General features: G+C 64.1%; 23 protein-coding genes and 1 tRNA gene. 14 read left to right on the top strand and 10 right to left on the bottom strand.

Going from position 1 to position 26,005, the window contains the following annotated elements; genetic code table 11:
- The first annotated feature begins 96 nt into the window (after positions 1-96).
- The 7 genes from mce to MU856_RS07835 all read left to right on the top strand — a co-directional run bounded on the left by mce (position 97) and on the right by MU856_RS07835 (position 7,953).
- Entirely contained in the window at positions 97-537 is a 441-nt protein-coding gene (gene mce, locus MU856_RS07865) for a methylmalonyl-CoA epimerase (RefSeq protein WP_263588770.1), read from the top strand.
- A gap of 111 nt (positions 538-648) precedes the next feature.
- Positions 649-2,796: a methylmalonyl-CoA mutase gene (gene scpA, locus MU856_RS07860; RefSeq protein WP_186402047.1), complete on the top strand. Its 2,148-nt coding sequence runs from the start codon at positions 649-651 to the stop codon at positions 2,794-2,796.
- Positions 2,793-4,073 (top strand): O-acetylhomoserine aminocarboxypropyltransferase, encoded by a 1,281-nt coding sequence (locus MU856_RS07855; protein WP_062902582.1) that lies wholly within the window; start codon positions 2,793-2,795, stop codon positions 4,071-4,073. Before scpA ends, MU856_RS07855 begins: the two co-directional genes overlap by 4 nt.
- Positions 4,070-5,080 (top strand): biotin synthase BioB, encoded by a 1,011-nt coding sequence (gene bioB, locus MU856_RS07850; RefSeq protein WP_263588769.1) that lies wholly within the window; start codon positions 4,070-4,072, stop codon positions 5,078-5,080. The genes MU856_RS07855 and bioB overlap by 4 nt, the downstream gene beginning before the upstream one ends.
- Positions 5,077-5,469: a lysozyme inhibitor LprI family protein gene (locus MU856_RS07845; protein ID WP_263588768.1), complete on the top strand. Its 393-nt coding sequence runs from the start codon at positions 5,077-5,079 to the stop codon at positions 5,467-5,469. Before bioB ends, MU856_RS07845 begins: the two co-directional genes overlap by 4 nt.
- Positions 5,469-7,490, top strand: a complete 2,022-nt coding sequence (locus tag MU856_RS07840) for an acetyl/propionyl/methylcrotonyl-CoA carboxylase subunit alpha (protein WP_263588767.1) — start codon at positions 5,469-5,471, stop codon at positions 7,488-7,490. The genes MU856_RS07845 and MU856_RS07840 overlap by 1 nt, the downstream gene beginning before the upstream one ends.
- Positions 7,491-7,581: 91 nt before the next feature.
- Positions 7,582-7,953, top strand: coding sequence for a tRNA-binding protein (locus MU856_RS07835; protein WP_062902578.1), 372 nt, complete (start codon positions 7,582-7,584; stop codon positions 7,951-7,953).
- A 256-nt stretch (positions 7,954-8,209) separates the two neighbouring features.
- Here the strand turns inward: MU856_RS07835 and MU856_RS07830 are convergent, their stop codons facing one another.
- From MU856_RS07830 to MU856_RS07800, 7 genes are all read right to left on the bottom strand, one after another.
- Complete coding sequence (locus MU856_RS07830; RefSeq protein WP_263588766.1) at positions 8,210-9,472, bottom strand: tetratricopeptide repeat-containing sulfotransferase family protein; 1,263 nt, start codon at positions 9,470-9,472, stop codon at positions 8,210-8,212.
- Between the two features lie 7 nt (positions 9,473-9,479).
- Complete coding sequence (locus tag MU856_RS07825; RefSeq protein WP_263588765.1) at positions 9,480-10,871, bottom strand: peptide MFS transporter; 1,392 nt, start codon at positions 10,869-10,871, stop codon at positions 9,480-9,482.
- A gap of 108 nt (positions 10,872-10,979) precedes the next feature.
- The gene (locus MU856_RS07820) at positions 10,980-12,194 is read right to left on the bottom strand and encodes a dihydroorotase (protein WP_263588764.1); all 1,215 of its coding nucleotides are present in this window, start codon (positions 12,192-12,194) and stop codon (positions 10,980-10,982) included.
- Positions 12,185-13,180: an aspartate carbamoyltransferase catalytic subunit gene (locus MU856_RS07815; protein ID WP_062902575.1), complete on the bottom strand. Its 996-nt coding sequence runs from the start codon at positions 13,178-13,180 to the stop codon at positions 12,185-12,187. The genes MU856_RS07820 and MU856_RS07815 overlap by 10 nt, the downstream gene beginning before the upstream one ends.
- Before the next feature lie 13 nt (positions 13,181-13,193).
- Positions 13,194-13,544 carry a DUF1294 domain-containing protein gene (locus MU856_RS07810; RefSeq protein WP_263588763.1) on the bottom strand — a complete coding sequence of 117 codons (351 nt, stop codon included), beginning with the start codon at positions 13,542-13,544 and terminating at the stop codon, positions 13,194-13,196.
- Between the two features lie 41 nt (positions 13,545-13,585).
- Positions 13,586-14,044: a Holliday junction resolvase RuvX gene (gene ruvX, locus MU856_RS07805; RefSeq protein ID WP_263588762.1), complete on the bottom strand. Its 459-nt coding sequence runs from the start codon at positions 14,042-14,044 to the stop codon at positions 13,586-13,588.
- 58 nt (positions 14,045-14,102) lie between these two features.
- Positions 14,103-15,392, bottom strand: coding sequence for a DUF3089 domain-containing protein (locus MU856_RS07800; RefSeq protein ID WP_263588761.1), 1,290 nt, complete (start codon positions 15,390-15,392; stop codon positions 14,103-14,105).
- A gap of 79 nt (positions 15,393-15,471) precedes the next feature.
- On the opposite strand from MU856_RS07800, the gene MU856_RS07795 reads away from it, so the two are divergent.
- The 4 genes from MU856_RS07795 (at position 15,472) to gatB (ending at position 20,827) form a co-directional block, all read left to right on the top strand.
- Positions 15,472-17,250: a DUF4153 domain-containing protein gene (locus MU856_RS07795; RefSeq protein WP_263588760.1), complete on the top strand. Its 1,779-nt coding sequence runs from the start codon at positions 15,472-15,474 to the stop codon at positions 17,248-17,250.
- Between the two features lie 101 nt (positions 17,251-17,351).
- Positions 17,352-17,654: an Asp-tRNA(Asn)/Glu-tRNA(Gln) amidotransferase subunit GatC gene (gene gatC / locus MU856_RS07790; protein ID WP_058811578.1), complete on the top strand. Its 303-nt coding sequence runs from the start codon at positions 17,352-17,354 to the stop codon at positions 17,652-17,654.
- A 127-nt stretch (positions 17,655-17,781) separates the two neighbouring features.
- Entirely contained in the window at positions 17,782-19,263 is a 1,482-nt protein-coding gene (gene gatA / locus MU856_RS07785; RefSeq protein WP_263588759.1) for an Asp-tRNA(Asn)/Glu-tRNA(Gln) amidotransferase subunit GatA, read from the top strand.
- 97 nt (positions 19,264-19,360) lie between these two features.
- The gene (gene gatB / locus MU856_RS07780; protein WP_062902571.1) at positions 19,361-20,827 is read left to right on the top strand and encodes an Asp-tRNA(Asn)/Glu-tRNA(Gln) amidotransferase subunit GatB; all 1,467 of its coding nucleotides are present in this window, start codon (positions 19,361-19,363) and stop codon (positions 20,825-20,827) included.
- Positions 20,828-20,864: 37 nt separating this feature from the next.
- On the opposite strand, the gene MU856_RS07775 is transcribed toward gatB, so the two are convergent.
- Both MU856_RS07775 and MU856_RS07770 read right to left on the bottom strand, forming a co-directional pair.
- Positions 20,865-22,559, bottom strand: a complete 1,695-nt coding sequence (locus tag MU856_RS07775) for an amidohydrolase (protein WP_263588758.1) — start codon at positions 22,557-22,559, stop codon at positions 20,865-20,867.
- Between the two features lie 61 nt (positions 22,560-22,620).
- Positions 22,621-22,830 carry a hypothetical protein gene (locus MU856_RS07770; RefSeq protein ID WP_062903227.1) on the bottom strand — a complete coding sequence of 70 codons (210 nt, stop codon included), beginning with the start codon at positions 22,828-22,830 and terminating at the stop codon, positions 22,621-22,623.
- Between the two features lie 169 nt (positions 22,831-22,999).
- On the opposite strand from MU856_RS07770, the gene MU856_RS07765 reads away from it, so the two are divergent.
- Both MU856_RS07765 and tig read left to right on the top strand, forming a co-directional pair.
- Positions 23,000-23,084: transfer RNA gene (locus MU856_RS07765), tRNA-Leu, on the top strand.
- Positions 23,085-23,172: 88 nt separating this feature from the next.
- A complete protein-coding gene (tig, locus tag MU856_RS07760; RefSeq protein ID WP_263588757.1) occupies positions 23,173-24,759 on the top strand; it encodes a trigger factor in 1,587 nt (528 codons plus the stop codon).
- 121 nt (positions 24,760-24,880) lie between these two features.
- Here the strand turns inward: tig and MU856_RS07755 are convergent, their stop codons facing one another.
- Positions 24,881-25,498, bottom strand: a complete 618-nt coding sequence (locus tag MU856_RS07755; RefSeq protein ID WP_003043574.1) for a DNA-3-methyladenine glycosylase family protein — start codon at positions 25,496-25,498, stop codon at positions 24,881-24,883.
- 99 nt (positions 25,499-25,597) lie between these two features.
- Here MU856_RS07755 and MU856_RS07750 point away from each other — a divergent pair, with 99 nt between their 5' ends.
- Positions 25,598-25,915, top strand: a complete 318-nt coding sequence (locus MU856_RS07750) for a 2Fe-2S iron-sulfur cluster-binding protein (protein WP_263588756.1) — start codon at positions 25,598-25,600, stop codon at positions 25,913-25,915.
- The last annotated feature ends 90 nt before the right edge of the window (positions 25,916-26,005 follow it).

Below are 26,005 nucleotides of genomic sequence, written 5' to 3'. Positions count from 1 at the left end.
TCGTCACCCCGGACTTGATCCGGGGTCCATTCTTCCGGCGCTGATCGAATGGATGCCGGATCAAGTCCGGCATGACGAAGTGAGAGAAAATTTGACATGAAACTGGGCCGCCTCAACCATATCGGCGTCGCGACGCCTTCCATCGCCGACAGCATCGTCTTTTACCGCGAGGTGATGGGCGCGACGAAGATCCATGAGCCGTTCGACCTGCCCGATCAGGGCGTCAAAGTGTGCTTCGTCGATACGCCCGGCGTGGGCGGGGCGCTCGACGGGACCCAGATCGAACTGATCGAGCCGCTGCCGGGCAATACCTCGATCGCGGGGTTCCTCGAAAAGAACCCGGCGGGCGGGCAGCATCACATGTGCTACGAAGTCCCCGACATTCACGCCGCCAAGGCCGCATTCGAGGCGATGGGCAAGCGCGTGCTGGGCGAGCCGCGGATCGGCGCGCACGGGACGTTGATCTTCTTCCTGCACCCCAAAGACATGGGCGGGGTGCTGACCGAGATCATGGAGACGCCGAAGGGCGCGCACTGACCCATTTTTCCTCGTCACCCCGGACTTGATCCGGGGTCGATTCTTGCGTCGCTGCGAGGAATGGATGCCGGATCAAGTCCGGCATGACGAAAAGAGAGTAGAGATACGCATATGACCGACAAACCGACCCTCGACCAATGGGCCGCCGCCGCCGACAAGGAAGTAAAGGGTAAAGACCTCACCTGGCACACGCCGGAGGGGATCGATGTCAAGCCGCTCTACACGGCCGAGGACGTCCAGACCGATCCCGGCCTGCCCGGTTTCGCGCCCTTCACGCGCGGCGTGCGGGCGTCGATGTATGCGGGGCGGCCGTGGACGATCCGGCAATATGCGGGCTTCTCGACCGCCGAGGAATCGAACGCCTTCTATCGCCGCAACCTCGCCGCGGGGCAGAAGGGTCTCAGCGTCGCCTTCGACCTTGCGACGCACCGAGGCTATGACAGCGACCATCCGCGCGTCGTCGGTGACGTCGGCAAGGCGGGGGTGGCGATCGACAGCGTCGAGGATATGAAGATCCTTTTCGACGGCATCCCGCTCGACCAGATGTCCGTCAGCATGACGATGAACGGCGCGGTCATCCCGATCCTTGCCTTTTTCATCGTCGCGGGCGAGGAGCAGGGGGTCGAGCGCAAGCTGCTCGACGGGACCATCCAGAACGACATTTTGAAGGAGTTCATGGTCCGCAATACCTATATCTATCCGCCCGAACCCTCGATGCGGATCATTAGCGACATCTTCGGCTACACGTCGCGCGAAATGCCCAAGTTCAACAGCATCTCGATCTCCGGTTATCATATGCAGGAGGCGGGGGCGACGCAGGTGCAGGAACTGGCCTTCACCATCGCCGACGGCATCGAATATGTGAAATATGGCGTGGCGAGCGGCCTCGACATCGACAAGTTTGCCGGTCGCCTGTCCTTCTTCTTCGCGATCGGCATGAATTTCTTCATGGAGATCGCCAAGCTGCGCGCCGCGCGCGTGCTGTGGCACCGCGCGATGACGAAGTTGGGCGCGAAGGACGAGCGCAGCAAGATGCTGCGCACCCATTGCCAGACGTCGGGGGTCAGCCTGACCGAGCAAGACCCCTACAACAATGTCATGCGCACGACGATCGAGGCGATGGCGGCGATGCTGGGCGGCACCCAGTCGCTGCACACCAACGCACTCGACGAGGCGATCGCGCTGCCCACCGACTTTTCAGCCCGCATCGCGCGCAACACCCAGATCGTGATCCAGGAAGAAACGGGTATGTGCAACGTCGTCGATCCGCTCGGCGGCAGCTATTATATCGAGGCGCTGACGCAGCAGCTTGTTGACAAGGCGCAGGAGATTATCGACCGGGTCGAAAGCGAAGGCGGCATGGCCAAGGCGGTCGCCGCCGGCTGGCCCAAGGCGATGATCGAGGAAGCCGCCGCCGCCCGACAGGCGAGGGTGGACCGCGGCGACGACGTCATCGTCGGGGTGAACAAATATCGCCTGAAGGACGAGGATCTGCTCGAAACGCTCGAGGTCGACAACACCAAGGTTCGCGAGGCGCAGGTCGCGCGGATCAACCGCGTCAAGGCGAGCCGCGACGAGGTCGCTTGTCAGGCCGCGCTCACCGCGCTGCGCCGCGCGGCGGCGGCTCCGCAGTCGATCGAGACCAATCTTCTCGCGCACGCAGTCGATGCGGCGCGCGCGCGCGCGACGCTGGGCGAAATTTCGGACGCGATGGAGGTCAGCTTCGGGCGCTACGGCACGGTGCCGAAGCCGGTGAAAGGCGTCTATGCCGCGCCCTATCAGGGCGACAACCGCTGGGCGCAGGTCGTCGACGGGGTGAAGGCGGTCGAACGCCGTCTGGGCCGCGCGCCCAAGCTGCTCGTCGCCAAGATGGGGCAGGACGGACACGATCGCGGCGCCAATGTCATCGCCTCGGCGTTCAGCGACATGGGCTTTGACGTGGTGTCCGGGCCCTTGTTCCAGACGCCCGAGGAAACGGTCGTGCTCGCGCTCGAAAGCGGGGTCGATGCGGTCGGCGCGTCGAGCTTGGCCGCCGGGCACAAGACGCTGATCCCCGAACTCATCAAGGGGCTGCGCGAGGCGGGGCGCGGCGATATCAAGGTGATCGCGGGCGGCGTCATTCCGCCGCAGGACTACGACTATCTGCGCGACGCGGGCGTGCAGGGCATCTATGGCCCGGGCAGCAATGTGGTGGAATGCGCCGCCGACGTCCTGCGCCTGCTCGGCCACAATATGCCCCCGCTGGAGGATGCTGCATGAGCAACCATAAACCTGAAACGCTGAGCGTTCACGCCGGCACCGCGCCCGATCCGACGACCAAGGCGCGGATCACGCCGATCTACCAGACCGCATCCTATGTGTTCGACGATGTCGATCATGCGTCGCGATTGTTCAACCTGCAGGAATTCGGGAATATCTACACCCGGATCATGAACCCGACGAACGGCGCGCTCGAAGGCAAGATCGCGGCGCTGGAGGGCGGGCAGGCGGCGCTCGCGGTGGCGTCGGGCCATGCTGCGCAGTTTCTGGCCTTCCATACGATCATGGAGCCGGGGTGTGAGATCGTTGCGGCGAAAAAACTCTATGGCGGCTCGCTCAACCAGCTGGGGCAGAGCTTTCGCAAGATGGCCTGGACGACGCATTTCGTCGATGCCGACGATCCGGCGAATGTCGCGGCCGCGATCAACGACAGGACGCGCGCGGTCTTCATCGAAAGCCTCGCCAATCCGGGCGGGGTCGTGCAGGATATCGCGGCGATTGCAAAGGTCGCCCACGATGCCGGCGTACCGCTGATCGTCGACAACACGATGGCGACCCCGATGCTCTGCCGCCCGATCGAGCATGGCGCCGACATCGTCGTCCATTCGGCGACCAAATTCCTGAACGGTCATGGCAATGCGATCGGCGGCCTGATCGTCGATGCCGGGACGTTCGACTGGTCAAAGGGCGGCAAATATCCCGCGCTGAGCGAACCCAATGCCTCCTATCACGGGCTGACCTTCACCGAGGCGTTCGGGCCGCTCGCCTTCATCCTCGCCGCGCGGACGCTCGGCCTGCGCGACCTTGGCCCCGCGCTCGCGCCGATGAACGCCTTTCTTGCGCTCACCGGCATGGAGACGCTCGCGCTGCGCATGGACCGGCATTGCAGCAACGCGCTCGCGCTCGCCAAATGGTTGCAGGATCATCCGGCAGTGAGCTGGGTCTCCTATGCCGGGCTGCGGGGCAGCCCCTATCACGACCTCGCGCACAAATATCTCGGCGGGCGCGGCGGCGCCGTGTTCACCTTCGGCCTCCAGGGCGGCTACGATGCTGGCGTCAAGCTCGTCTCCGCGGTCAAGCTGTTCAGCCATCTCGCCAATCTGGGCGACACCCGCTCGCTGATCATCCATCCGGCATCGACGACGCACAGCCAGCTTTCGGAGGCCGAACTGGTCGAAGCGGGCGCCGGGCCCGACGTCGTCCGCGTGTCGGTGGGGATCGAACATATCGACGACATCATCGCTGACCTGGCACAGGCATTGGAGACCGAAGCGTGACCGAAACCCGTACCGACTGGACGCGCGAGGAAATCGCCGCACTGTTCGACCTGCCGTTCGACGAATTGATGTGGGAGGCGCAGGGCGTCCATCGCCGCCATCACGCGCGCGGCGAGGTGCAGCTTTGCACGCTCTTGAGCATCAAGACCGGCGGCTGCGTCGAGGATTGCGGCTATTGCTCGCAATCAAAACATGCCGACAGCGGGCTCAAGGCCACCAAGCTGATGGATGTGCGCGCGGTGCTGCAAGCTGCGGCGCAGGCGAAGGATGCCGGGTCGAAGCGCTTCTGCATGGGTGCCGCCTGGCGCAACCCCAAGGACCGCGACATGGCGAGCATCGTCGAGATGGTCGAGGGCGTGCGCGCGATGGGCATGGAAACCTGCATGACCCTGGGCATGCTGACCAAGGAACAGGCGCAGACGCTCGCGGTCGCGGGGCTCGACTATTACAACCACAATATCGACACGAGCCCGGAGAATTACTCGAATATCATCTCCACGCGGACCTTTCAGGATCGCCTCGATACGCTGGAGGAAGTCCGCAATGCCGGGATCAACGTCTGCTCGGGCGGGATTGTCGGGCTGGGCGAGACGCGCGCCGACCGCGTCGGTTTCATCCACGCGCTCGCAACGCTCGAACGCCATCCCGAAAGCGTGCCGGTCAACGCGCTGGTGCCGGTGAAGGGCACCGTGCTCGGCGACATGCTCGAGGGCACCCCGCTCGCGAAGATTGACGATATCGAATTCGTCCGCACGATCGCGGTCGCGCGTATCACGATGCCGAAATCGATGGTCCGCCTGTCGGCGGGACGCGAGAGCATGTCGGAGGCGACGCAGGCGCTCTGCTTCATGGCGGGCGCGAACAGCATCTTCACCGGCGACAAGCTGCTGACGACCGCGAACGCGGGCGACAATGCCGACGCGGCGCTCTTCGCAAAGCTGGGGTTGCGCCCGATGGAAAGCGAAGAGCCGATGCGCCAAGGGATGCTGACGGAGGCCGCGGAGTGATCCTCGCCCTTTTCTATTTGGCGGTAGCAGTCGCGGAGGATCCTCCCGTCGATTGCGACAATCAACGATATCAGGTCGAGATGAACTATTGTGCCGGAAAGGCCTATGAGGTCGCCGATGCTACGCTCAATGCGCAGTGGAAGCTGACCGTGGCCGAGATGCGGTCGCGCGATAAGATGATCGATCGCCGCTACGATACCCAGCCCACCCATTATGACACCTTGCTCGCCGCGCAGCGCGCGTGGCTGACCTATCGCGATCAGCAGTGCCTGGTCGAGAGTTTTGCGGCGCGCGGCGGTAGCATGGCACCGATGCTCCACAGCGGATGCATGGAACGACTGACCAAGGCGCGGACCGCCGAACTCAAGGCACTTGTCGAGGAATATTGATGTTCAAGAAAATCCTGATCGCCAATCGCGGCGAAATAGCCTGCCGCGTCATCAAGACCGCGCGGCGCATGGGCATATCGACGGTCGCCGTCTATTCGGACGCCGACGCGCGCGCGCCCTTCGTGCAGATGGCCGACGAGGCGGTGCATATCGGGCCGTCGCCTGCGTCCGAATCCTATCTGATCGCCGACAAGATCATCGCCGCGTGCAAGGCGACCGGCGCCGAGGCGGTGCATCCGGGCTACGGCTTCCTGTCGGAACGCACCAGCTTCGCCGAGGCGCTGGCGAAGGAAAATATCGCCTTCATCGGCCCGCCGGTGAACGCGATCGCGGCGATGGGCGACAAGATCGAGTCGAAGAAGCTCGCGAAGGAAGCGGGCGTCAACGTCGTCCCCGGCTTTGTTGGTGAAATCCGCGACACCGAACATGCCGTCGAGATCAGTAACGAGATCGGCTATCCGGTGATGATGAAGGCCAGCGCCGGCGGCGGCGGCAAGGGCATGCGCCTCGCCTATGACGAAAAGGACGTCCGCGAAGGCTTCGAGAGCGTCAAGCGTGAAGGGCTGAACAGCTTCGGCGACGACCGCGTGTTTATCGAGAAATTCATCCTCAATCCGCGCCATATCGAAATCCAGATTCTCGGCGATCAGCACGGCAACATCCTCTACCTCAACGAGCGCGAATGCAGCATCCAGCGCCGCCACCAGAAGGTCGTCGAGGAAGCGCCGTCGCCCTTCGTCACCGAAAAGATGCGCAAGGCGATGGGCGAGCAGTGCGTCGCGCTGTCGAAGGCGGTGGGCTATTACAGCGCGGGAACGGTCGAACTGATCGTGTCGGGCGCCGACCCGACGGGCGAGAGCTTCTACTTCCTGGAAATGAACACCCGGCTTCAGGTCGAGCATCCCGTGACCGAAGCGATTACCGGCATCGATCTGGTCGAACAGATGATCCGCGTCGCGGCGGGCGAGAAGCTCGAAATGACGCAGGACGACATCAAGATCGACGGCTGGGCGATCGAGAACCGCGTTTATGCCGAAGATCCCTATCGCGGTTTCCTGCCCTCGACCGGGCGCCTGACGCGCTACAAACCGCCGGTGCCTGGCTGGACCGACGATGGCGAGGAAAACGGCCGCCGGGGTGTCGACGGCGTGCGCGTCGACGACGGCGTTTACGATGGCGGCGAAGTGTCGATTTTCTACGACCCGATGATCGCCAAGCTGATCACCTGGGGCGAGACGCGCGACGAGGCAGCCGATCTGCAGGTCGCGGCGCTCGACCGCTTCGAGCTCGAGGGGCTTGGCCACAATATCGATTTTGTCTCGGCGATCATGCAGCATCCGCGCTTCCGCTCGGGCGAGCTGACCACGGGCTTCATTGCCGAGGAATATCCCGAAGGCTTCCACGGTGCGCCGACCGACGAAGCGGTGACGCGCGCGCTCGCCGCAATCGCGGGCTTCATAGCGTCGGCCGAGGCCGATCGCGCGCGGCGCACCGACGGGCAGCTCGGCGACCGGCTCGACCCGCCCGCGAAATGGCAGGTGACGATTGACGGCACGAGCCACAAGGTCAAACTCGGCCACAAGCATATCAAGGTCGACGGTGACAAGATCGACATCGCGCTCGAATATACGCCGGGCGACCGGTTGGTGATTGCCGAGATCGGCGACGGCGAACTGGCGGTGAAGGTCGCGAAGACGCGTACGGGCTGGCGCATGACGACGCGCGGCGCAATCCACGACGTGCGCGTGCTGCCCTGGCATGTGGCGCCGCTGGCGAGCCACATGATCGAAAAGATCCCGCCCGATCTGTCGAAATTCCTCATCTGTCCGATGCCCGGCCTGCTCGTCGCGCTGCATGTCGGCGAAGGGGATAAAGTCGAGGCGGGGCAGCCGCTGGCGACCGTCGAGGCGATGAAGATGGAGAATATCTTGCGCGCCGAAAAATCGGGTGTCGTGAAGACGGTCAACGCAGCGCAAGGCGAAAGCCTGGCGGTCGATGCGGTGATTTTGGAGATGGAGTAATCCACTTTCGTCATTCCCGCGCAGGCGGGAATCCAGCTAAGGCAGTGAGGAAGCTGGATTCCCGCCTGCGCGGGAATGACGGAGAGTTGGAATGCACCTGAATCACGACGCCGCAGCCCCCGCTGCGGAGCCCATCGCCTTCGACGATTTCCTCTGCGTCGATATCCGCATCGGCACGATCGTCGCGGCCGAGCCTTTTCCCGAAGCGCGCAAGCCGGCGTTCAAGCTGAAAATCGATTTCGGTCCCGCAATCGGTATCAAGAAGAGCAGCGCGCAGATCGTCGCGCGCTACGCGCTCGAGGATTTGCCGGGTCGGCAGGTTGCGGCGGTCGTCAACTTTCCTCCGCGCCAGATCGGCAAGTTCATGTCCGAAGTGCTGACGCTGGGTTTCGCCGACGCGGCGGGCGAGGTGATCCTCTTTGCTCCCGATCGTGTGGTACCCGATGGAGCTCGGCTGTTCTGAATGAGCTTAACACAATATGTTCAATCAAGATCGTATCCATGGCGCGCGACCAGAGGCGCAATAATCGGCATCGCAGCACTTAGATGATGTCCATAGTTTCGCCAGCGAAACACCGCATCTTTGCTAACCGGGCCGCGCGCGCGCGCATAGCTGGGCGTTGCGGGCGTTGCGGGCGTTGCGGGCGTTGAAGTAACTTCGACGGAATTGGCCGCGGGAAAGCTGAGGCCGGTTGCAACGCTGAGCCGCTCTCCGGCCGTTACTGGATCGGCGACCAGTTGCTCATATGACTGACGATACAGCAGGCACCCCCGGCAGCTTCCCAATGTGCGGTAAGTCTATCGATAGCCGCGAGATGATGTGCTGCATCGAGCGGGTTGAGTGCGCAATTATATCCATGCGTCAGATGATGCGACATCATTGAAACGACAACGTCGAGGGGATGGCGAGTCATCACTATGAACGGCGATTCCGGAAACGCCATCGTGAGAAGAGGCAAAAACTGTTCGTTGAACGGCATTTTATCTACGAAGTGTGGCGCCTGAGCCGTATCTGCGTCGGCGGAGGCTAGTCCTGAATAGAGGTCGCGAAGCGCGACAGCCAAGCGATCTTTCGTAACATTTCCGAGCGACGCCAAGCCATCGGGATAGCTGCCGAACTGCGTAGAAATATGTTGAACGAGATGGAACGCGAAGGGAAGTTCGCCACGCGCACTGACCATTTGATCAGCGCTTATCAGCTGTTCGAAAAGCGTCGTGCCCGACCGCGGCGGCCCCGTGACGAAGATCGGCTGAGGCAAGCGATCATTCTTCGGTGCGCGGGGCAATGCATTGATAAAGTCTGCTGAAAATATATCGATGACTCGATCGTGATGTGCCGTCAGGCGAGCAGCAGGATATGATAACTTCTCTGAGGCCGCGATCTCCGCTTTGCCGGCGACAAAATCTCCCCACGCATCGTCGTAACGGCCCGCGCGATCCCGCAGTCGACCGCGTGCCAACCTGTCGGATCCGGAAATCGAACTTGCTCGGTCGAGTATGTCGAGCGCCGTTTCCCATTCGTCCGTGCGCATCTTCAGAATCGCAGTCCTAACTGAGATATCCTGCCCCAATTGCGCTGCGAGTTTGTCGGCCCTCTCCAAAATTGCACGGAGATCGTCGAATCGATCAAGCCTTTCGAATACCCAACCTAAGCGGAGCAATACCCCAAGCGGGTCGCTGCTCCCGTCTATGCTTGCCGTTAACTGCATCGCCGCCAGTTCGTATTGCCCGGCGCGGGCAAGTGCAGCGCCGCGCGCAGCGAGCAGATCTGGGTGAGGTGCTTCACCTGGCGGCGTGCCCCGGTCAAGGTGATACAGGGCCAACGCCGTTTCGCCACGACGCGCTGCGAATTGTCCGAGCAATGCGTGTGCTTCATACGCATTGTTCGAGGTTGCCAGAATATCTCGTGCCTGAAGTTCCGCCTCCGCAAAACGGCCTTGAGAGAGCAGCGTCCGCATGCGTGTGAGGTTGGTCGACGACATGCCGGGCTCAACTCACATGCTTAACGGGTCCACCCATCAGCCTTTTCGCGAGGAACAGCTTGAAGAGGATAAACGCGACCAGCCCGACCGCGGCGGTTGCGACGTGGAACAGCCAGAAACTGGTCGTCGGCATCGACGAATACCATGTGCCCACCTCGCCGACGATCTTGTTCGCGCCGAAGAAAGCGAGGTAATAAATGCCGACGATCGTCGCGTTGAGCGCCTTCGGTGCCAGCTTGGTGAACAGCGCGAGGCTGACGGGCAGGATATGCGCAAAGCCGACGCTGTTGAGCAGATGGAACATCACGGGCCAGAACAGCCCGATCTTGCCGTCACCCTGCGTCGCCGCCGCCATGACGAGGCAGAGTCCGCCGGCGATGGTGAAGACGCTGCCGATGATCATCTTGCCCAACTCGTCGGGTTCGCGGTGGCGCTTGCCGTACCAGACATAGAAGGCGGCGACCGCGGCGAGCATCGAGAAGCTCGCCGCCGCGTCGATGGTGATCATCCAGCTCGTCGGCAGCGTCTCACCAAAGAAGGTGAGCTGGAAATGCTGATCGGCCCAGACCAGATAGGCGTTGAAGATTTCCTGATTGGTGAGCAGCGCGACCGCCATCACCGGCACCAGCGTCAGCACCGCGACGACGCGCAGCCAGTCCTGCCGCGACATCGGTTCGCTCGCTTTCGCAGCCGCGCCTTTCGCAGGCCGATTGTCGGCGGGCAGCCATGGTCCCGCCATGATATAGAGGATCAGGCCGATAACCATCACCACGCCCGCGGTGCCGAACCCCCAATGCCAGCCGACCTTTTCGCCCAGCGTACCCGAAATCAGCGGCGCGGCGATGACGCTGACGTTGATCGCGATGTAAAAGATCTGGAACGCCATCGCACGGCGCAGATCGCCGGGCTTGTAAAGTTCGCCGACCTGGCTCGCGATATTGCCCTTGAACAGTCCCACGCCGACGATCAGCGCGAGCAGGGCGAAGAGGAAGGCGCCCTCGAACGCCATCAGGAAATGACCGATCGCCATGATCAGGCCGCCGGCGATCAACGTCGCGCGCCGCCCGAGCCAGCGGTCGGCGATGAAGCCCCCGGCGATCGGAGTCAGATAAACGAGCGAGGTATAATCGCCGAAAATCTTCGACGCGAAGGGCTGGCCGTCGATCCCGCCGTACCAGCTGCGCAACCATTCCAGTCCGAAGACCCCGCTCGCATGTTCGGGCAGCAGCAGATATTTGACCATGTAAAGGACGAGCAAAGTCTGCATCGAATAATAGGAAAAACGCTCGCACCCTTCGACGAAAGCCAGATATCCGAGTCCCTTGGGATGGCCCAGAAAGGCGCGGTCGGCGCGGTCCATGCCCTCTTCGAAATCCGGCGTCGCCTCGGCAATCGTCATATGGTCACTCCCCGAAATTTCGGGCGACCCTAATGTTGCAAATGAAACTTTCCAGACACAATCGACGAACGGCGGCGGGCTCTCCTGCGACCCGGCGCGGTGGAGCGGTCAGCGAATCCGCTGGCCGCCCTTCCATAGCGCGGTGACGCGGCCCTGCACCGGCATGCCGTCGAAGGGCGTGTTGCCCGCCCAGGCGGCCATCCGCTTCGCATCGACCTGCCACGGCGCGCCCTCGTTGATCAGGATCAGGTCGGCATCACTACCCACCGTCAGCATCCCCGCGTCGAGCCCGAGCAACTTCGCCGGCGTCGCGGCGAGGAGATCGAACAGGCGCGCCGGGGTGACATGACCGTCGCGCACCAGTTGCAGCCCCATCGCGAGCAACGTCTCGGCGCCCGCCATGCCGGGGAGCGCTTCGGCGAAGGGCAGGCGCTTGTCTTCGGGGCCGCGCGGATCGTGGCCCGACGCGAGCACGTCGATCGTGCCGTCGGCGATGGCGGATAGGCAGGCGTGCCGGTCATCCTCGCTGCGCAGCGGCGGCGACAGGCGGGCAAAGGTGCGGAAATCGCCGATCGCCGTGTCCGACAGGAACAGGTGGGCGGGCGTGATGCCGCAGGTGACGGGCAGGCCTTTCGCCTTGGCGGCGCGGACAATTTCGAGCCCGCGCGCCGTGGTGACCTGGCGGAAGTGGATCGGCGCGCCGGTTTCCTCGACAAGCATGATGTCGCGTGCGATCGCCATCGCCTCTGCGATCGCGGGCGCAGAGGCAAGGCCGAGCCGCGTCGCCATCTCGCCATCGGTCGCAACCGCGCCGGCGGTCAGCCCTTCGTCCTCGCAATGGGCGATAACGGTAAGGCCGAGCGACGCGGCGTAGGACAGAACGCGGCGCATGACGCCGGCATCGGCGATGCGTGCGCGTCCGGTGGCGACCGCGCGCGCGCCCGCCTGCTGCATCAGGCCGATCTCGGCGAGTTCGGCGCCGGCGAGGCCTTTGGTCGCGGCGGCGAGCGGGTGAACCCATAGGTCGGGCTTGCCGCCCTTCGCGGCGCGTTCGACCAGACCCGCGCCGTCGAGCGGGCCGCTGTCGGGCATCAGCGCCGCGCGCGTGATGCCGCCGAAGTGAAAGGCCGGCTTGTCGGTCGCGAAGACGCCGAAATCGATGATGCCGGGGGCGAGCCATTGGCCCTTGGCGTCGATCGTTTCGGTGCCCTCCGGCGTTTCCGACGGGTTCAGCGCCGCGATGCGGCCGCCCGCAACCAGCAGGCTACCCGGTTCGCCGCCGAGCAGGAGCGCATTGGCGATCAGAAGGGGCTTCAGTTCCATCCCGGCACCTCCCGCTTGCGGCGCGTCAATATGTCGAGGCAGGCCATGCGCACCGCTACCCCCATTTCGACCTGTTCGGTAATCGTCGAGCGCGCGGGATCGTCGGCGACATTGCTGTCGATCTCGACCCCGCGGTTCATCGGGCCGGGGTGCATGACGATCGCATCGGGCTTCGCCTTGTCCAGCCGCTGCGGCGTCAGGCCGTAGAGCGCGTGATATTCGCGCGCGCTCGGCAGATAGGCGCCGTCCATGCGTTCGTTCTGCAAACGCAGCATCATTACGACGTCTGCGCCTTTCAGCCCCTCGTCCATGTCGGTGAAGGTCGCGACATGCATCCGTTCCATCGCGGGCGGCGTCAGCGTCGGCGGCGCGACGACGCGCACCTCATTGCCGAGCAGAGTGAGCGCCAGGATGTTCGAACGCGCGACGCGGCTGTGCAATACGTCGCCGCAGATCGCGATCGTCAGCCCTTCGACGCGTCCGAGCCGGCGGCGGATGGTCAGCGCATCGAGCAGCGCCTGCGTCGGATGTTCGTGGCGCCCGTCGCCCGCGTTGAGCACCGGGCAATCGACCTTGTCGGCAATCAGCTGCACCGCGCCCGACGACGCATGGCGGATCACCATCGCGTCGGCGCGCATCGCATTCAGCGTCATCGCCGTGTCGATCAGCGTCTCACCCTTCTTCACGCTCGACTGCGCGGCGTGCATGTTCACGACGTCGGCACCAAGGCGCTTGCCCGCGATCTCGAACGATAGGAGCGTGCGCGTCGAATTTTCGAAAAAGGCGTTGATGATCGTCAGCCCCTTGAGCCGGTCGTCATGCTTCGCCGCGCCGCTGCGATTGAGTTCGACCCACTCTTCGGCGGCATCCAGGATGTAGGAAATCTCCCACGGGGTGAGCTGGGCGATGCCGGTCAGGTGGCGATGGCGAAAGGCATCGCCGCCGGGCGGATAGTCGCTGGCGGGTCGAGGAGTTGCGCTTGTCATTAAAGCCGAGCCTTTAGGTCGCAGCGCGCAAATAGGCAAGCGCCGTAGACAGGGAGGGACCGACTTTGCTTGCCGCTTCGGACAGGAGCGGATCGAAGAGGCCGAGCGCCCACAAGGCCAGGAGCACGAGTTCCATCGCGAACAGAAAATGCATATCGTCGGCGAAAGGCTGTTTGCGCGTCTTGTGGCGAACGAGGCGTGACGCCGCGACGGCCCCGATCGCGCCGCCGATCCTTGCCCAGTCGAGTAGCGTCGCTTCGCGGATGCGCCAAAGCCCTTTGTCGGCGCGCTGCTTGTCGATTACCATCAGCGCAAAAGCGTTCAGGTTGGCGGCGACAAGCCAATAGAGAATATAGGCGGTCATTTTCGGCCGTATAACCGCGAAATACCCGCGAAATGTTAAGGTCAGCGCACCAGCGCGTCGATCGCTCCCTGCAGGATGAAGGCGGCGGCCGCGCTGTCGACGCGCTCGGCGCGCTTGGCGCGGCTGACGTCGGCCGCGATCATCGCGCGCTCGACCGCGGCGGTCGACCAGCGCTCGTCCCAGAGTAACAGAGGTAGCGCAAGCGGCGCGAGGTTGCGGGCGAAGGCGCGGGTGCTTTGGGTGCGCGGGCTGTCGCTACCGTCCATATTGAGCGGCAGGCCGACGACGATGCCGACCACGGACTGTGCTGCGACCAGCGCCTTGAGCGCCTCCAGATCGACCGTGAATTTCTTGCGGACGATCGTCTTGTCGGGCGTTGCGAAGCTCCACCCCGCGTCGCACAGCGCAACACCGATCGTCTTGGTTCCGACATCGAGGCCCATCAGGCGGCCGCCGCGGGGCAGGGCGGCAGAAAAATCGGAGGCGGTGGTGGTAATCATCGGGCTGCCCTTAACCCTAAAGCCGCGTCATTGCGAGCGAAGCGAAGCAATGACGATGTTAGGATTTAGAGGTGGGCGTCGTCGCCGCAACCGGCGCTGCCGGGGGCGACACCGGCGACGCCTTCTCCTCGAACGCAGCGAGACGCCGCAGCGCATCGGCCCGGACGTTCGCCCAGAACAGGGTGATGTCATAGACATGATAATTGTTGCCGGGCAGCACATAGCCCGCAACGACGAAATGCTGTGCCGCGTCGGCGTCCCCGATCATCAGGAAACCGCGATCGTCGTCGCATTTGGCGCCAACCTTGCCGGTGATGAGCTCGCCCTTGCGGAAGCCATCGGACGGTTTGAGCGTGCCGATGTTCGCCTCCGGTCCTGCGGCGGCATCGGGCGTGCCGGTGAGCGGGTTGGTACAGAGCATGCGCGTGCCGGCGCGCGGCCGCCCGTCGAAGCCGATCGTGCCATCATAGGCGCCGGTGACCATCGACGTATCGGCGGGCTCGGCAAAGCTTGCCCATGACAGAATACAGCCTTTTTGATCGGCCTTGTCGCAAGCGGGAAGGCCAAGCGCGGCCATATCGGTATCGCGGCTGATGGGCCAGCCGATGACATAGGCGGCCACGATACGCTTCGCGAGCGGCGTGCCCGCGATACGGTTCTTCAGCAGCGTCGTCAGATGCAGCGCGCCCTGGCTATGGCCCGCGAGAATGATCGGCTTGTCCTTGGGGATCGCCGCGAGAAAGGCGTCGAATGCCTGTTCGACGTCGCGGTAGGCGGCGTCGATCGCCTTGCTCGCCGTGACGCGGTCTTCGGCCAGAAACGCGCCGAGCGTCGCCTGGCGATAGCGCGGCGCCCATATGGCGCCCGCATCGCCGAATGCGCTTGCCATGCCGCGCACGAACAGCGTGGCGCGGTAATCGGCGTCGGCATCGCCGAGCGGCGCGTTCCAGCTCGCCTTGCTGTAATAGCTTGTCGGGTGGACGAAAAAGACCGCGGCATCGCCGAGCGGCGCGATCGGTGCCGCTCCCGCTGCTTCGGCCGCCTTTGCGGGCGCAATCAGCTGACGCGCGCCCGGTTCCGGGGCACTTGCCTCGCCTTCGCCGCCTCCGGCATCCGCTTCGGCGGCGGGCGGACGCCAGGCCGACGGGTCGTCGGGCAGGCCGGGGCGGGCGATCCACATTTTGGGATCGTCATAGGCGTTGGCCGCCACCGCCGCTTGCGGTTTGAATTCGGTGTTCGGAACGAAGGCAACGCGGCCGAACCAGCCGGGATTGAGCTGATAGGCAATGCCGACACCGAGTATCATCAGAATGATCGCGGCGATGAAATAGAGGAATTTGCGGGCCAAGTCGGGGCTCCATGCGGCGGGAGATATGGGTGTGCTATCTGGCTTGCGCGGCGCCATCAAACAAGCCCAGATGTGGGGCATGACCGACAGCATCGCTAGCGGCGCCGCGCCCGATTCGCCCATGCTTTCCACTCGCCTCGACGACAGTGACCCGCCGTGGCCGCAGCGCCCCTGGGTCATGGCGGCGCTTTGCGCGACCGCGGGCCTGCTTTTCCACGCCTGCGTCGACCATGACTATGGCGATCCGCTTGACCGTTGGCGAATGGCGCTCGCGACCTTCGTCGCGGTCGCAACGCTGGTGTTCACGCTCGGCATGGAAATCCGCCGCGTGCATTGGGCCGCGGGCTTCGCGCTCCTGTGGGGCGCGATCATGGCGCTGATCGTGTGGAACGGGGCAGGCTATAATTTCGATGCCTCGCCCTTTGAATGGCCCTTTTGGTCGGGGCTGCTGGCGGTCCTGGTCGCAACGCCGCTCTTTCAGACGCGCCGTGACGTCGCGCCCGACGGACGGTTCTGGAAGCTGTGGCAGATGCCCTACGACAGGCTGCACAGCCACGCCTGGACCGATGCGGTGATCGGGGCGGCATCGCTGGCGTTCGTCGGCCTTTCCTTCCTGCTCACCGTGCTGATCGGCGAAATGTTCCACCTGATCGGCATCGACCTGATCCGCGAACTGCTGCGGGGAGAATGGTTCGGATGGATGCTCGCAGGGGCGGCGTTCGGCGGCGCGGTGGGGCTGCTGCGTGAACGCGACAAGCTCGTCGCGACACTGCAGCGACTGGTGATGATCGTGCTTTCGGTGCTCGCCCCGGTGCTCGCCGCGGCGTTGCTGATCTTTTTGCTGTCGCTTGTCGGGACGGGCCTGCAACCCTTGTGGCGATCGGGTTTTTCGACTGCGGCGCTGATGATGGCGGCGGCTGCCTTTGCCGTGTTGCTCGCGAATGCGGCGATCGGCAATGGCCGCGAAGAGCGTGCGGGCAACCTGCTGCTGCACGTCGCGGCGGCGGCGCTGGTCGCGGTGGTTCTGCCGCTCGCCGTCATTGCCTTTTATTCGATGCACCTGCGCGTGCTCCAATATGGCTGGACGCCCGAACGGCTGTGGGGCGTGATCGCGGCGGTAATCGCCGTCGCCTATGGCATATCGGGGCTGTGGTCGGTCGTCCGGGGACGGCATGATTTCGACGATCTGTTGCGGCCCCTGCAACAGAAATTGGCGATCGGGCTGGTCCTGCTTGCCGGCTTCCTGGCGCTGCCAATCGTCGATTTCGGCGCGATCGCAACGCGCGATCAGCTTGCGCGGCTGGAGAATGGCAAGGTCGGTGCGGACAAGTTCGACTGGGCGGCGCTGGCGTTCGATTTCGGGCCGAGCGGGCGGCAGGCGTTGGCGCGTCTCGCCAAGTCGCCCGACAAGGCGCGGGCGAACCGCGCGAAAATCGCCATGAGCGCGAAGAACCGCTGGGATTTGGGTCCGGGCGACGACCGCGATGCGGCGGAAGTCGCCTACCGCGTGACGCCACTCGCCGACAAGGTTCGGGTTCTGCCGGCGGGGCGGACCATGATTCCGGAGGTCGAAAAAGCGATCGAGGATCAGCAATGGTGCCGCGATGCACCCTGTATTCTCTACTGGCTTTCGGATCAGCGCGTGGCGGTGATCGGACGGGGACAAGCGCGGGTGATGATGCTCGAACGCGACGCCAAGGGCCGCTGGAGCCAGATTTATGCGTTCGAAGGTAGCCCCTCGCGCGGCGACACGGCGCTGACCGTCGACGATCTGGTCAAGGCGCCGGTCGAACTGCGCACGGTTCAGCGCCGGCAGCTTTTCGTTGGTGGCAAGGCCGTGGGCGGCAATTTCGAATAGGGGCGTCACTGGATCTAGCCGCGCCGCGGCGGTCAGGATCATAGTTGATGCGGTGCGGCGAGGGTGCTAGCGGCGCTGCTTCTCCCGATAAGGCGACAGACATGGCAATCGATCAAGCAACAGTCCGGAAAATTGCATCGCTCGCGCGCATCGCCATCACCGATGACGAAGCGGCGGCGATGGAAGGCGAACTCAACGGTATCCTCGGCTGGGTCGAGCAATTGGGCGAGGTCGATGTGACCGGCGTCGAGCCGATGACCGCCGTCATCCCGAACACGCTGCGCCTGCGCGACGATGTGGTTGATGCCGACCCGCTGACCGGCGGGGGCCGACGCGACGATATTCTTGCCAATGCGCCCGAACCGCAGCACGGCTTCTTTGGCGTGCCAAAGGTGATCGAATGATACGCCTTGCTCTTTTTCCGTTTGCCCTGACCCCGGATCAAGTCCGGGAGACGGGCGGTTCTTCTCTTCACCGTTCGAAAAATGAAGGGCGGTGCTTCGACAAGCTCAGCACGAGCGGGTTTGGGAAATGACAGATCTTACGAATCTCACCGTTGCAGAAATTCGCGACGGCCACCGCGCGGGTGATTTTTCGGCCGTCGAAGTGGCCGAGGCGTTCAACGCGAACGTCGCCGCGGCCAAGGCGCTCAACGCCTTCATCGTGGAAACGCCCGACCGCGCGATCGAGGCCGCGAAGGCCGCCGATTCCGACCGCGCCGCCGGGACGCTGAAACCGCTGTCGGGTGTGCCGATCGGCATGAAGGATCTGTTCGCGACGAACGGCGTCCAGACGACCGCCGCGAGCCATATGCTCGAAGGCTTCGTGCCGCGCTATGAATCGACCGTCAGCCAGAAATTGTGGGACGCAGGTTGCGGCATGCTCGGCAAGCTCAACCTTGACCAGTTCGCGATGGGCTCGTCGAACGAGACGAGCTATTTCGGCAATGTGATCAGCCCGTGGAAGCGCAACGACGGCGGCAATGCCGCGCTTGCGCCGGGCGGATCGTCGGGTGGATCGTCGGCGGCGATTGCGGCGCGGCTCTGCCCTGCGGCGACCGGGACCGACACCGGCGGTTCGATCCGCCAGCCCGCGGCCTTCACCGGCATCTCGGGGATCAAGCCGACCTATGGCCGCTGCTCGCGCTGGGGCATCGTCGCTTTCGCCAGCTCGCTCGACCAGGCGGGACCCATGGCGCACGATGTTCGCGACTGCGCGATCATGCTCGAAAATATGGCGGGCTTTGATCCGAAGGATGCGACCAGCCTCGACCTGCCCGTGCCCAATTGGGAAGCGGCATTGTCGAGCGATCTCAAAGGCAAAAAGGTCGGTATTCCCAAAGAATATCGCCTCGAGGGCATCGATCCCGAGATCGACGCAATGTGGGACGCCGGCATCGCGATGCTGAAGGATGCGGGGGCCGAGGTCGTCGAGATCAGCCTGCCGCACACCAAATATGCGCTGCCGACCTATTATATCATCGCGCCGGCCGAGGCCTCGTCGAACCTCGCGCGCTATGACGGCGTGCGCTATGGTTTGCGCGATCTGCCGCAGGGTGCGGGCTTGCAGGACATGTACGCCGCGACGCGTGCCGACGGCTTCGGTCCCGAGGTCAAGCGCCGCATCATGATCGGCACCTATGTGCTCTCGGCGGGCTTCTACGACGCCTATTACACGCAGGCGCAAAAGGTGCGGGCGCTGATCTCGCGCGACTTTACCGCTGCGTTCGAGACGTGCGACGTGATCCTCGCGCCGACCGCGCCGTCGGCGGCGTTCGGTTTGGGCGAAAAGACCGCCGATCCGCTGTCGATGTATTTGAACGACGTATTCGCGGTGCCCGCGAGCCTCGCCGGCCTCCCTGCGATGTCGGTCCCCGCGGCGCTGAACCGCGAAGGGCTGCCGCTCGGCTTGCAGATCATCGGCAAGGCTTTTGACGAGCAGGGCGTACTCAACGCCGGGCTGGCGATCGAGGAACGCGCGGGTTTCACCGCGCGGGCGGAGAAGTGGTGGTGATTTAGCGGTGTGCTCCCGCGAAGGCGGGAGCCCAGAGCGGCCTAGCGCTGCCCCGCACTGGATCCCCGCCTTCGCGGGGATACAAGAAGGAACGAAGATGTCTGATTATCGCATCAAGGGCGAAACCGGCGAGTGGGAGGTCGTGATCGGCCTCGAGGTCCATGCGCAGGTCACCTCCAACGCCAAGCTGTTCTCGGGCGCCGCGACGGCCTTCGGGGCCGAACCCAATACGCAGGTGAGCCTCGTCGACGCCGCGATGCCGGGCATGCTGCCGGTGCCGAACCGCGAGTGCATCCGCCAGGCGGTGCGCACCGGCATGGCGATCGATGCGCAGATCAACAAATGGTCGCGCTTCGACCGCAAGAATTATTTCTACGCCGATCTGCCGCAGGGATACCAGATTTCACAGCTCTATCATCCGCTTGTCGGCGAAGGCTCGCTGCATATCGAGGCCGATGAGAAGGCCGGAATCGCCGCCGACAAGGTGATCGGGATCGAGCGTATCCATGTCGAGCAGGATGCCGGCAAGCTGATGCACGACCAGCATCCGACGATGTCGTTCGTCGATTTGAACCGTTCGGGCGTCGCGCTGATGGAAATCGTGTCGAAGCCCGACATGCGCTCGCCCGCCGAGGCCGGGGCCTATGTCCGCAAGCTGCGCGCGATCCTGCGCTATGTCGGATCGTGCGACGGCAATATGGAAGAAGGCTCGATGCGCGCCGACGTCAACGTCAGCGTTCGCAAGCCCGGCGACGAATTCGGCACGCGCACCGAGACGAAGAATGTGAACTCGGTGCGCTTCGTCATGCAGACGATCGAATATGAAGCAAAGCGCCAGGTCGAGGTGCTGGAGGCCGGCGGCACGGTCGACCAGGAAACGCGCCTCTTCAACCCCGACACGGGAACGACGCGCACGATGCGGTCGAAGGAAGACGCGCACGACTATCGCTATTTCCCCGATCCCGATCTGTTGCCGCTCGAACTCGACGATGACTTCCTCGCCGAGTGCCGCGCCAGCTTGCCCGAACTGCCCGACGCCAAGCGCGCGCGCTACCTGGGGCTGGGCATTTCGGCCTATAATGCCGACGTGTTGACCGCCGAGGTCGAAAACGCGCGCTGGTTCGACGCGCTGCTCGAAACCGGCGCCGAGCCCAAGGCGGCGGCGAACTGGGTGACCAGCGAGCTGTTCGGCGCACTAAACCGTCTCGGCAAGGACATCGGCGATTGCCCGGTGACCCCGGCGCAGGCGGGCGAACTGCTCGGCCTGGTTGCCGACGGCACGATTTCGGGCACGATTGCGAAACAGGTCTTCGAAAAGATGCTCGAAACCGGCGACGGCGCGGCCGCGATCGTCGATCGCGAGGGCCTCAAGCAGACGAGCGACACCGGCGCGATCGAGGCCGAAATCGCCAAGGTTCTTGCCGCCAATGCCGACAAGGTCGAGCAGTATAAGGGGGGCAAGGAAGCGCTGTTCGGCTTCTTCGTCGGTCAGACGATGAAGGCCATGCAGGGCAAGGCGAACCCGCAGGTCGTGAACGAGCTGCTGAAAAAGGCGCTTTCCTGAAGGCGCTGGCAATGTTGGTAGGGGAGGGCGGCCACCCTTAGTTGGCGGACGCCTTCCACACCGTCCGGCCTTCCTTCACCGTTTCCAGCACCCTGATGTCCTTGATGGCATCGACCGGCGATGCCAGCGGATTTTTGTCGAGGATCACGAAGTCGGCGAGCAGCCCGGCCTTGATGCGGCCCTTGCGATTCTCCTCGAAAACCTGCCACGCCGGACCGGTCGTGAGCGCCTGCAATCCTTCATAGGCGTCAAGTCGCTGGTCGGCGCCGGCGACGACGCCGGTGGGGGAGACGCGCGCCATCGACGTCCAGAGCATGAAGCGCGTGTCGAGCGGCGTAACGCTGAAATCGCTGTGGTTTGACGCGATGAGGCCTTCTTCGCGCGCGGCACGGAAGGGGCTGATGAAATCGACCACCTCCTTCGGGAAATTGCTGCGGTGGACGTCACCCCAATACCAGGTGTGGTTTGAAAAATAGGCCGGGCCGACACCGATGCGGGCATAGGCGGGCAATTGGTCAGGGCGCTGGAACTGCGAGTGAATGACAATCGGGCGGCGATCGTCGGCGGCCTTGATCCCCAGTGCATCGAAGCCCTTGATCGCCATGTCGATCGCGGCGTCGCCATTGGCGTGGACGAATATCTGCCAGCCGCGGTCGTTGACCTTGCGGGCCAGCGTGTCGAACTCTTCCTGGCTGACGATCGGCTGCCCGTGCCACGGGTGGTCGCCGCTCGGGCTGCCGCGTTCGTAATCGCGCGTGAAATAGGCGGTGCGTGCCTGCGGGCTGCCGTCAAGGATGAACTTGACCCCCTCGATCTTCACATGGCCTTGGTAGGTGCGGAAGCGGATGTCGGGGTTCGCGAGCAGCGCGTCGAGTCCGGTATAGATGGGCAGCAGCGCCAGATCGATCTTGAGCCGCGCGCGGGCCGCATCGCTGGTGAAAAAGCCCAGGTCGGCGGGCGAGGTCGCGCCGTCCTGCGCATGGGTGTAGCCTTCGGCGAAATAGCGCGCCTGCGCCGCATCGAGCATCGCGAGCTTCTGCTCCGCCGTCGGCTGCGGCATCGCGGGCAGCATCTGGTACATCGCCTTTTCGAGCAGCACGCCGTTCAGCCGTCCGGCGTCGTCGCGCAACATCAGCCCGCCCGGCGGCGGCTGGCTTGCATCCGACAGCCCCGCCGCGGCGAGTGCTGCGCTGTTCGCGACGAGCCCGTGGAGCGAGATGTGCAGCACGACGATCTTGTGATCGGGCGATACCGCGTCGAGCTCGGCGCGGGTGATATGACGCCGCTCTTTCAGCGCTTCGTCATTATATTGCCACACGACCACCCAGCCGCCCTTTGGAATGGCGCGCCGCGCTATGAAATCGCGGACCACGCCTTGCAGGCTGGCGATGTCGGTGACGGGCGGCAGCGACTTGTCCCACAGGTCGAGCCCGCCCGACATCTGGAGCGCGACGGCGAAATGCGAATGGGCGTCGACGAAGCCAGGCAGCATCGTCGCACCGGCGAGATCGTGGATCACGGCGTCCTTGCCGGCGGCGCGGCGCGCGCCCTTCTCATCGCCGACGAAAATTATCTTGCCGTTGCTGGCGACGACGGCCTTGGCCAGATGCGGCGTGTCGCCGTCCATCGTGACAATCGGTCCGCCGCGAAAGATGGTCGGACGATCCTGCGCGCCCGCTGACTGCACGGTCAGCGCGGCGAGAAGGGCGAACGCCCCAATGGTCTTTTTCATAGCCCTCTCTCCCGCCGCCTTCTTGGCGGCGGGGAAGGGGAACGGTCAAGCGCTTAGCAAACTAAATGTGCTGCGGCGGCGCTTCATCGGGGCCGCGGCCGGGCTCGTCGATATCGCCGCCGCCGGGGCTTCCGGGTATTTCCTGCGGCTGCCCCGCGGGGTCTTCGTGTGGCGTGGGTTGCGCCGGTCTTTCGGGCGGCGACTGCGGCTCGATGATATCGGGCTTGGGCTTGGGAAGGGGGTCAGGCAGGCTGTTGGTGCCACTGGTCATGATCGTCTCCTTGGACTCCAACAACCTATAGCCGCGTTCATCGTTCCGCTCACGGAATATCGCGGCTTTCCGCCCTTGCCCTCGGCCACGCGTCTGCTATAGCCCCGCCCGGCCCGCACGGGCGTGCGCGGCACAGCGCATGGATTCGTGCACCCGGCCGACAGCTCATGCGGGCGTGGCGGAATTGGTAGACGCGCTGGTTTTAGGTACCAGTATCGCAAGATGTGGGGGTTCGAGTCCCTTCGCCCGCACCACTTCCGTAAGAGCGAGGTCGGATAGAAGAACCCAGCTTTCGGGCCGGGTTTGCGATACGAGATTTTGAGCAAGGATAAGACCAAGGCAATGAAGACCGTCGAAACGCTGAACGAAGGCCTGAAGCGCGAATATCGCCTGACCATCACCGCGAAGGACATCGACGCGCGCGTCGATGACGAAGTCAAGGCGATCGCGCCGACCGTGCGCATGCCCGGCTTCCGCCCCGGCAAGGTACCGCCGAACCTGATCCGCAAGATGCACGGCGAAGCGCTGTCAGCCGACGCGCTGAACAAGGCGATCGATGCCGGCGTGCGCGATCTGATGACGAAGGAAAAGCTTCGTCCGGCGCTGCAGCCCGCCGTCAGCCTGGACGACGGCTATGAACGCGGCAAGGACGCCGAGCTGACGGTCGCGCTCGAAGTGCTGCCCGAAATCGAAGCGCCGTCGATCGACGGGCTGAAGCTCGAGCGCCTGACCGTCGCGGCCGACGATGCCGCCGTGATGGCGAAGATCGAGGAATTCGCCGCGCAGATGAAGCGCTTCGAAGAGGCGCCCCAGACCAAGAAAGCCGCGACCGGCGATCAGGTCATCATCGACTTCGCCGGCAGCGTCGATGGCGTCGCCTTCGATGGCGGCACCGGCGAAGACATGGCGGTCGAAATCGGTTCGGGCCAGCTCATCCCCGGTTTCGAGGATCAGCTCGTCGGTGTGAAGGTTGGTGACGAAAAGACCGTGAAGGTCAGCTTCCCCGACGAATATCCGGTCGAAAATCTGAAGGGCAAGCCCGCCGAATTCGCCGTGAAGGTGAAGGAAGTGAAGGTTCCCGCCAAGACCGCGATCGACGACGAGTTCGCCAAGTCGCTCGGCCTCGAGAGCCTGGAAAAGCTCAAGGAGCTGATGCAGGGCCAGGTCGAACAGGAACATAATGGCCTGACGCGCACCTATATGAAGCGCAAGCTGCTCGACCAGCTCGCCGCGAGCCACGATTTCGATGTGCCGCCGACGATGGTCGAAGCCGAATTCGGCCAGATCTGGCAGCAGCTCGAACATGAAGCGAGCCACGAAGCCGATCCCGAAGCGGCGAAGGCCGAACTCGAAAAGGATCGCGACGAATATCGCAGCATCGCGGTGCGCCGCGTCCGCCTTGGCCTCCTCCTCTCGGAAATCGGTCAGGCGCATGGCGTGCAGGTCAGCGCGCAGGAGATGCAGCGTCTGGTCATGCAGGCGGCGCAGCAGTATCGCCCCGAAGACCGTCAGCGCTTCGTCGAATATGTCCAGCAGGACGCGCTCGCCGCGGCGCAGCTTCGCGCCCCGCTGTACGAGGACAAGGTCGTCGACTTCCTGTTTGAAAAGGCGGAAATCAGCGATCGCGAAGTGACCCGCGAAGAACTGGAAGCCGCGATCGAGGCCGACGACGATCATGTCCATGGTCCGGGCTGTGGCCACGACCATGATCATGACGCCAAGCCCGCCAAGAAGGCGGCCGCGAAAAAGCCGGCTGCCAAGAAGGACGCGGTGAAGGACGAAGCCAAGGCCGAAAAGGCCGAAGCTCCGGCCAAGAAGGCGCCGGCGAAGAAGGCAGCGGCCAAGGCCGATACCGAGGAAAAGCCGGCAGCCGCCAAGAAGGCGCCTGCGAAAAAGGCTCCGGCCAAAAAGGCTGCCGCCAAGGATTGATCCTGCGGCGATGAAACAATGAAGGCCGGGTGGAGGATGCTCCGCCCGGCCTTTTTGTTTGGCGCGGCTACCCGGTTCCCGCTTTCGCGGGAATGACGAGGGTGGGGGACCGACCGCGTGGCTAAATCACATCCATATTGTAGCAATGCCAGCTGAAGATGGCGGCGGCGCCGCGGTGGGGACGCCATGCCTCGCCGATTTCGCGGACGCGCTTCTCGCTGGGGCGAGCGTCGAGGCGAAGGATGCGGCCCACGGCCTCCTGTACCGCCAGATCGCCGGCAGGCCAGATGTCGGGGCGCCCTTCGGCGAAAAGCAGATAGATTTCGGCCGACCAGCGTCCGATGCCCTTGACCTTGGTTAGTAGCGCGATCGCCTCTTCATCGTCGGCGGGGAGGGCGGCGAAGTCGAGTTCGCCATCGAGTACGAGCTGCGCCAGACTCTTGGCATAGCCTTGCTTTTGCGCCGACAGGCCGCAGGCGCGAAGGGCGTCGAACTCCGCGGCCGCCATTACCTCGGCGGGGCAACCCGCCCCGAACCCCGCCTCCAGCTTGTTCCAGATCGAGGTTGCCGCTGCGACGCTGACCTGCTGGCCGACGATGGTACGGAGCAACGTCGTATAGCCGGGCTCGCGGATGCGCGGTTCGGGATAGCCGGCATTGCCCAGCGCGCGCGCGAAATTGGGCTCGCGCGCCGCAAGCGCATCGATCCCGGCGTTCAATTGCTCCTGCGACAGCCCCATCGATATTCTCCTTTTGTTCCGGATGCTGTCATTAGCAACGCTTGATTTGCCGCGCAACGCACGACATAGCCCAGCCGAATCGAAACTATGGGGACGAGCATGGCCAAGCTGATTGTCGTGACGCGCGACGGAACCGAACATGAAATCGAGGGCGATACCAGCCTGACCGTGATGGAAAATATCCGCGACGCCGGTTTCGACGAACTGCTCGCGCTGTGCGGCGGCTGCTGTTCGTGCGCGACCTGCCACGTCCATGTCGAGGCGGGCGACGCCGCGGCGCTTCCGGCGATGAGCGAGGACGAGAACGATCTGCTCGATTCGACCAGCGACCGCGACGGCACCTCGCGCCTGTCGTGCCAGATCCCGTTCAGCGACGCGCTCGACGGGCTGAAGGTGCGGATTGCCGCCGAAGATTGATTCCATTCGTCATCCCGGCGAAGGTCGGGATTTCGACGGTTCAGCTATAACGCGAAGTTGAGACCCCGGCCTTTGCCGGGGTGACTGCTA

Source organism: Sphingopyxis sp. GC21 (assembly GCF_025727575.1).
Classification (GTDB): domain Bacteria; phylum Pseudomonadota; class Alphaproteobacteria; order Sphingomonadales; family Sphingomonadaceae; genus Sphingopyxis; species Sphingopyxis terrae_A.
Note: the sequence above shows the minus strand (reverse complement) of the source record. Positions and strands in the feature narration are given on the sequence as shown.

What these genes read in the sequence shown, in the direction of transcription:
- mce (WP_263588770.1), top strand. Translation starts at nt 97, where the DNA reads ATGAAACTGGGCCGCCTCAACCATATCGGCGTCGCGACGCCTTCCATC.
- scpA (WP_186402047.1), top strand. Translation starts at nt 649, where the DNA reads ATGACCGACAAACCGACCCTCGACCAATGGGCCGCCGCCGCCGACAAG.
- MU856_RS07855 (WP_062902582.1), top strand. Translation starts at nt 2,793, where the DNA reads ATGAGCAACCATAAACCTGAAACGCTGAGCGTTCACGCCGGCACCGCG.
- MU856_RS07840 (WP_263588767.1), top strand. Translation starts at nt 5,469, where the DNA reads ATGTTCAAGAAAATCCTGATCGCCAATCGCGGCGAAATAGCCTGCCGC.
- MU856_RS07835 (WP_062902578.1), top strand. Translation starts at nt 7,582, where the DNA reads ATGCACCTGAATCACGACGCCGCAGCCCCCGCTGCGGAGCCCATCGCC.
- MU856_RS07830 (WP_263588766.1), bottom strand. Translation starts at nt 9,472, where the DNA reads ATGTCGTCGACCAACCTCACACGCATGCGGACGCTGCTCTCTCAAGGC.
- MU856_RS07825 (WP_263588765.1), bottom strand. Translation starts at nt 10,871, where the DNA reads ATGACGATTGCCGAGGCGACGCCGGATTTCGAAGAGGGCATGGACCGC.
- MU856_RS07820 (WP_263588764.1), bottom strand. Translation starts at nt 12,194, where the DNA reads ATGGAACTGAAGCCCCTTCTGATCGCCAATGCGCTCCTGCTCGGCGGC.
- MU856_RS07815 (WP_062902575.1), bottom strand. Translation starts at nt 13,180, where the DNA reads ATGACAAGCGCAACTCCTCGACCCGCCAGCGACTATCCGCCCGGCGGC.
- MU856_RS07810 (WP_263588763.1), bottom strand. Translation starts at nt 13,544, where the DNA reads ATGACCGCCTATATTCTCTATTGGCTTGTCGCCGCCAACCTGAACGCT.
- ruvX (WP_263588762.1), bottom strand. Translation starts at nt 14,044, where the DNA reads ATGATTACCACCACCGCCTCCGATTTTTCTGCCGCCCTGCCCCGCGGC.
- MU856_RS07795 (WP_263588760.1), top strand. Translation starts at nt 15,472, where the DNA reads ATGACCGACAGCATCGCTAGCGGCGCCGCGCCCGATTCGCCCATGCTT.
- gatC (WP_058811578.1), top strand. Translation starts at nt 17,352, where the DNA reads ATGGCAATCGATCAAGCAACAGTCCGGAAAATTGCATCGCTCGCGCGC.
- gatA (WP_263588759.1), top strand. Translation starts at nt 17,782, where the DNA reads ATGACAGATCTTACGAATCTCACCGTTGCAGAAATTCGCGACGGCCAC.
- gatB (WP_062902571.1), top strand. Translation starts at nt 19,361, where the DNA reads ATGTCTGATTATCGCATCAAGGGCGAAACCGGCGAGTGGGAGGTCGTG.
- MU856_RS07775 (WP_263588758.1), bottom strand. Translation starts at nt 22,559, where the DNA reads ATGAAAAAGACCATTGGGGCGTTCGCCCTTCTCGCCGCGCTGACCGTG.
- MU856_RS07770 (WP_062903227.1), bottom strand. Translation starts at nt 22,830, where the DNA reads ATGACCAGTGGCACCAACAGCCTGCCTGACCCCCTTCCCAAGCCCAAG.
- tig (WP_263588757.1), top strand. Translation starts at nt 23,173, where the DNA reads ATGAAGACCGTCGAAACGCTGAACGAAGGCCTGAAGCGCGAATATCGC.
- MU856_RS07755 (WP_003043574.1), bottom strand. Translation starts at nt 25,498, where the DNA reads ATGGGGCTGTCGCAGGAGCAATTGAACGCCGGGATCGATGCGCTTGCG.
- MU856_RS07750 (WP_263588756.1), top strand. Translation starts at nt 25,598, where the DNA reads ATGGCCAAGCTGATTGTCGTGACGCGCGACGGAACCGAACATGAAATC.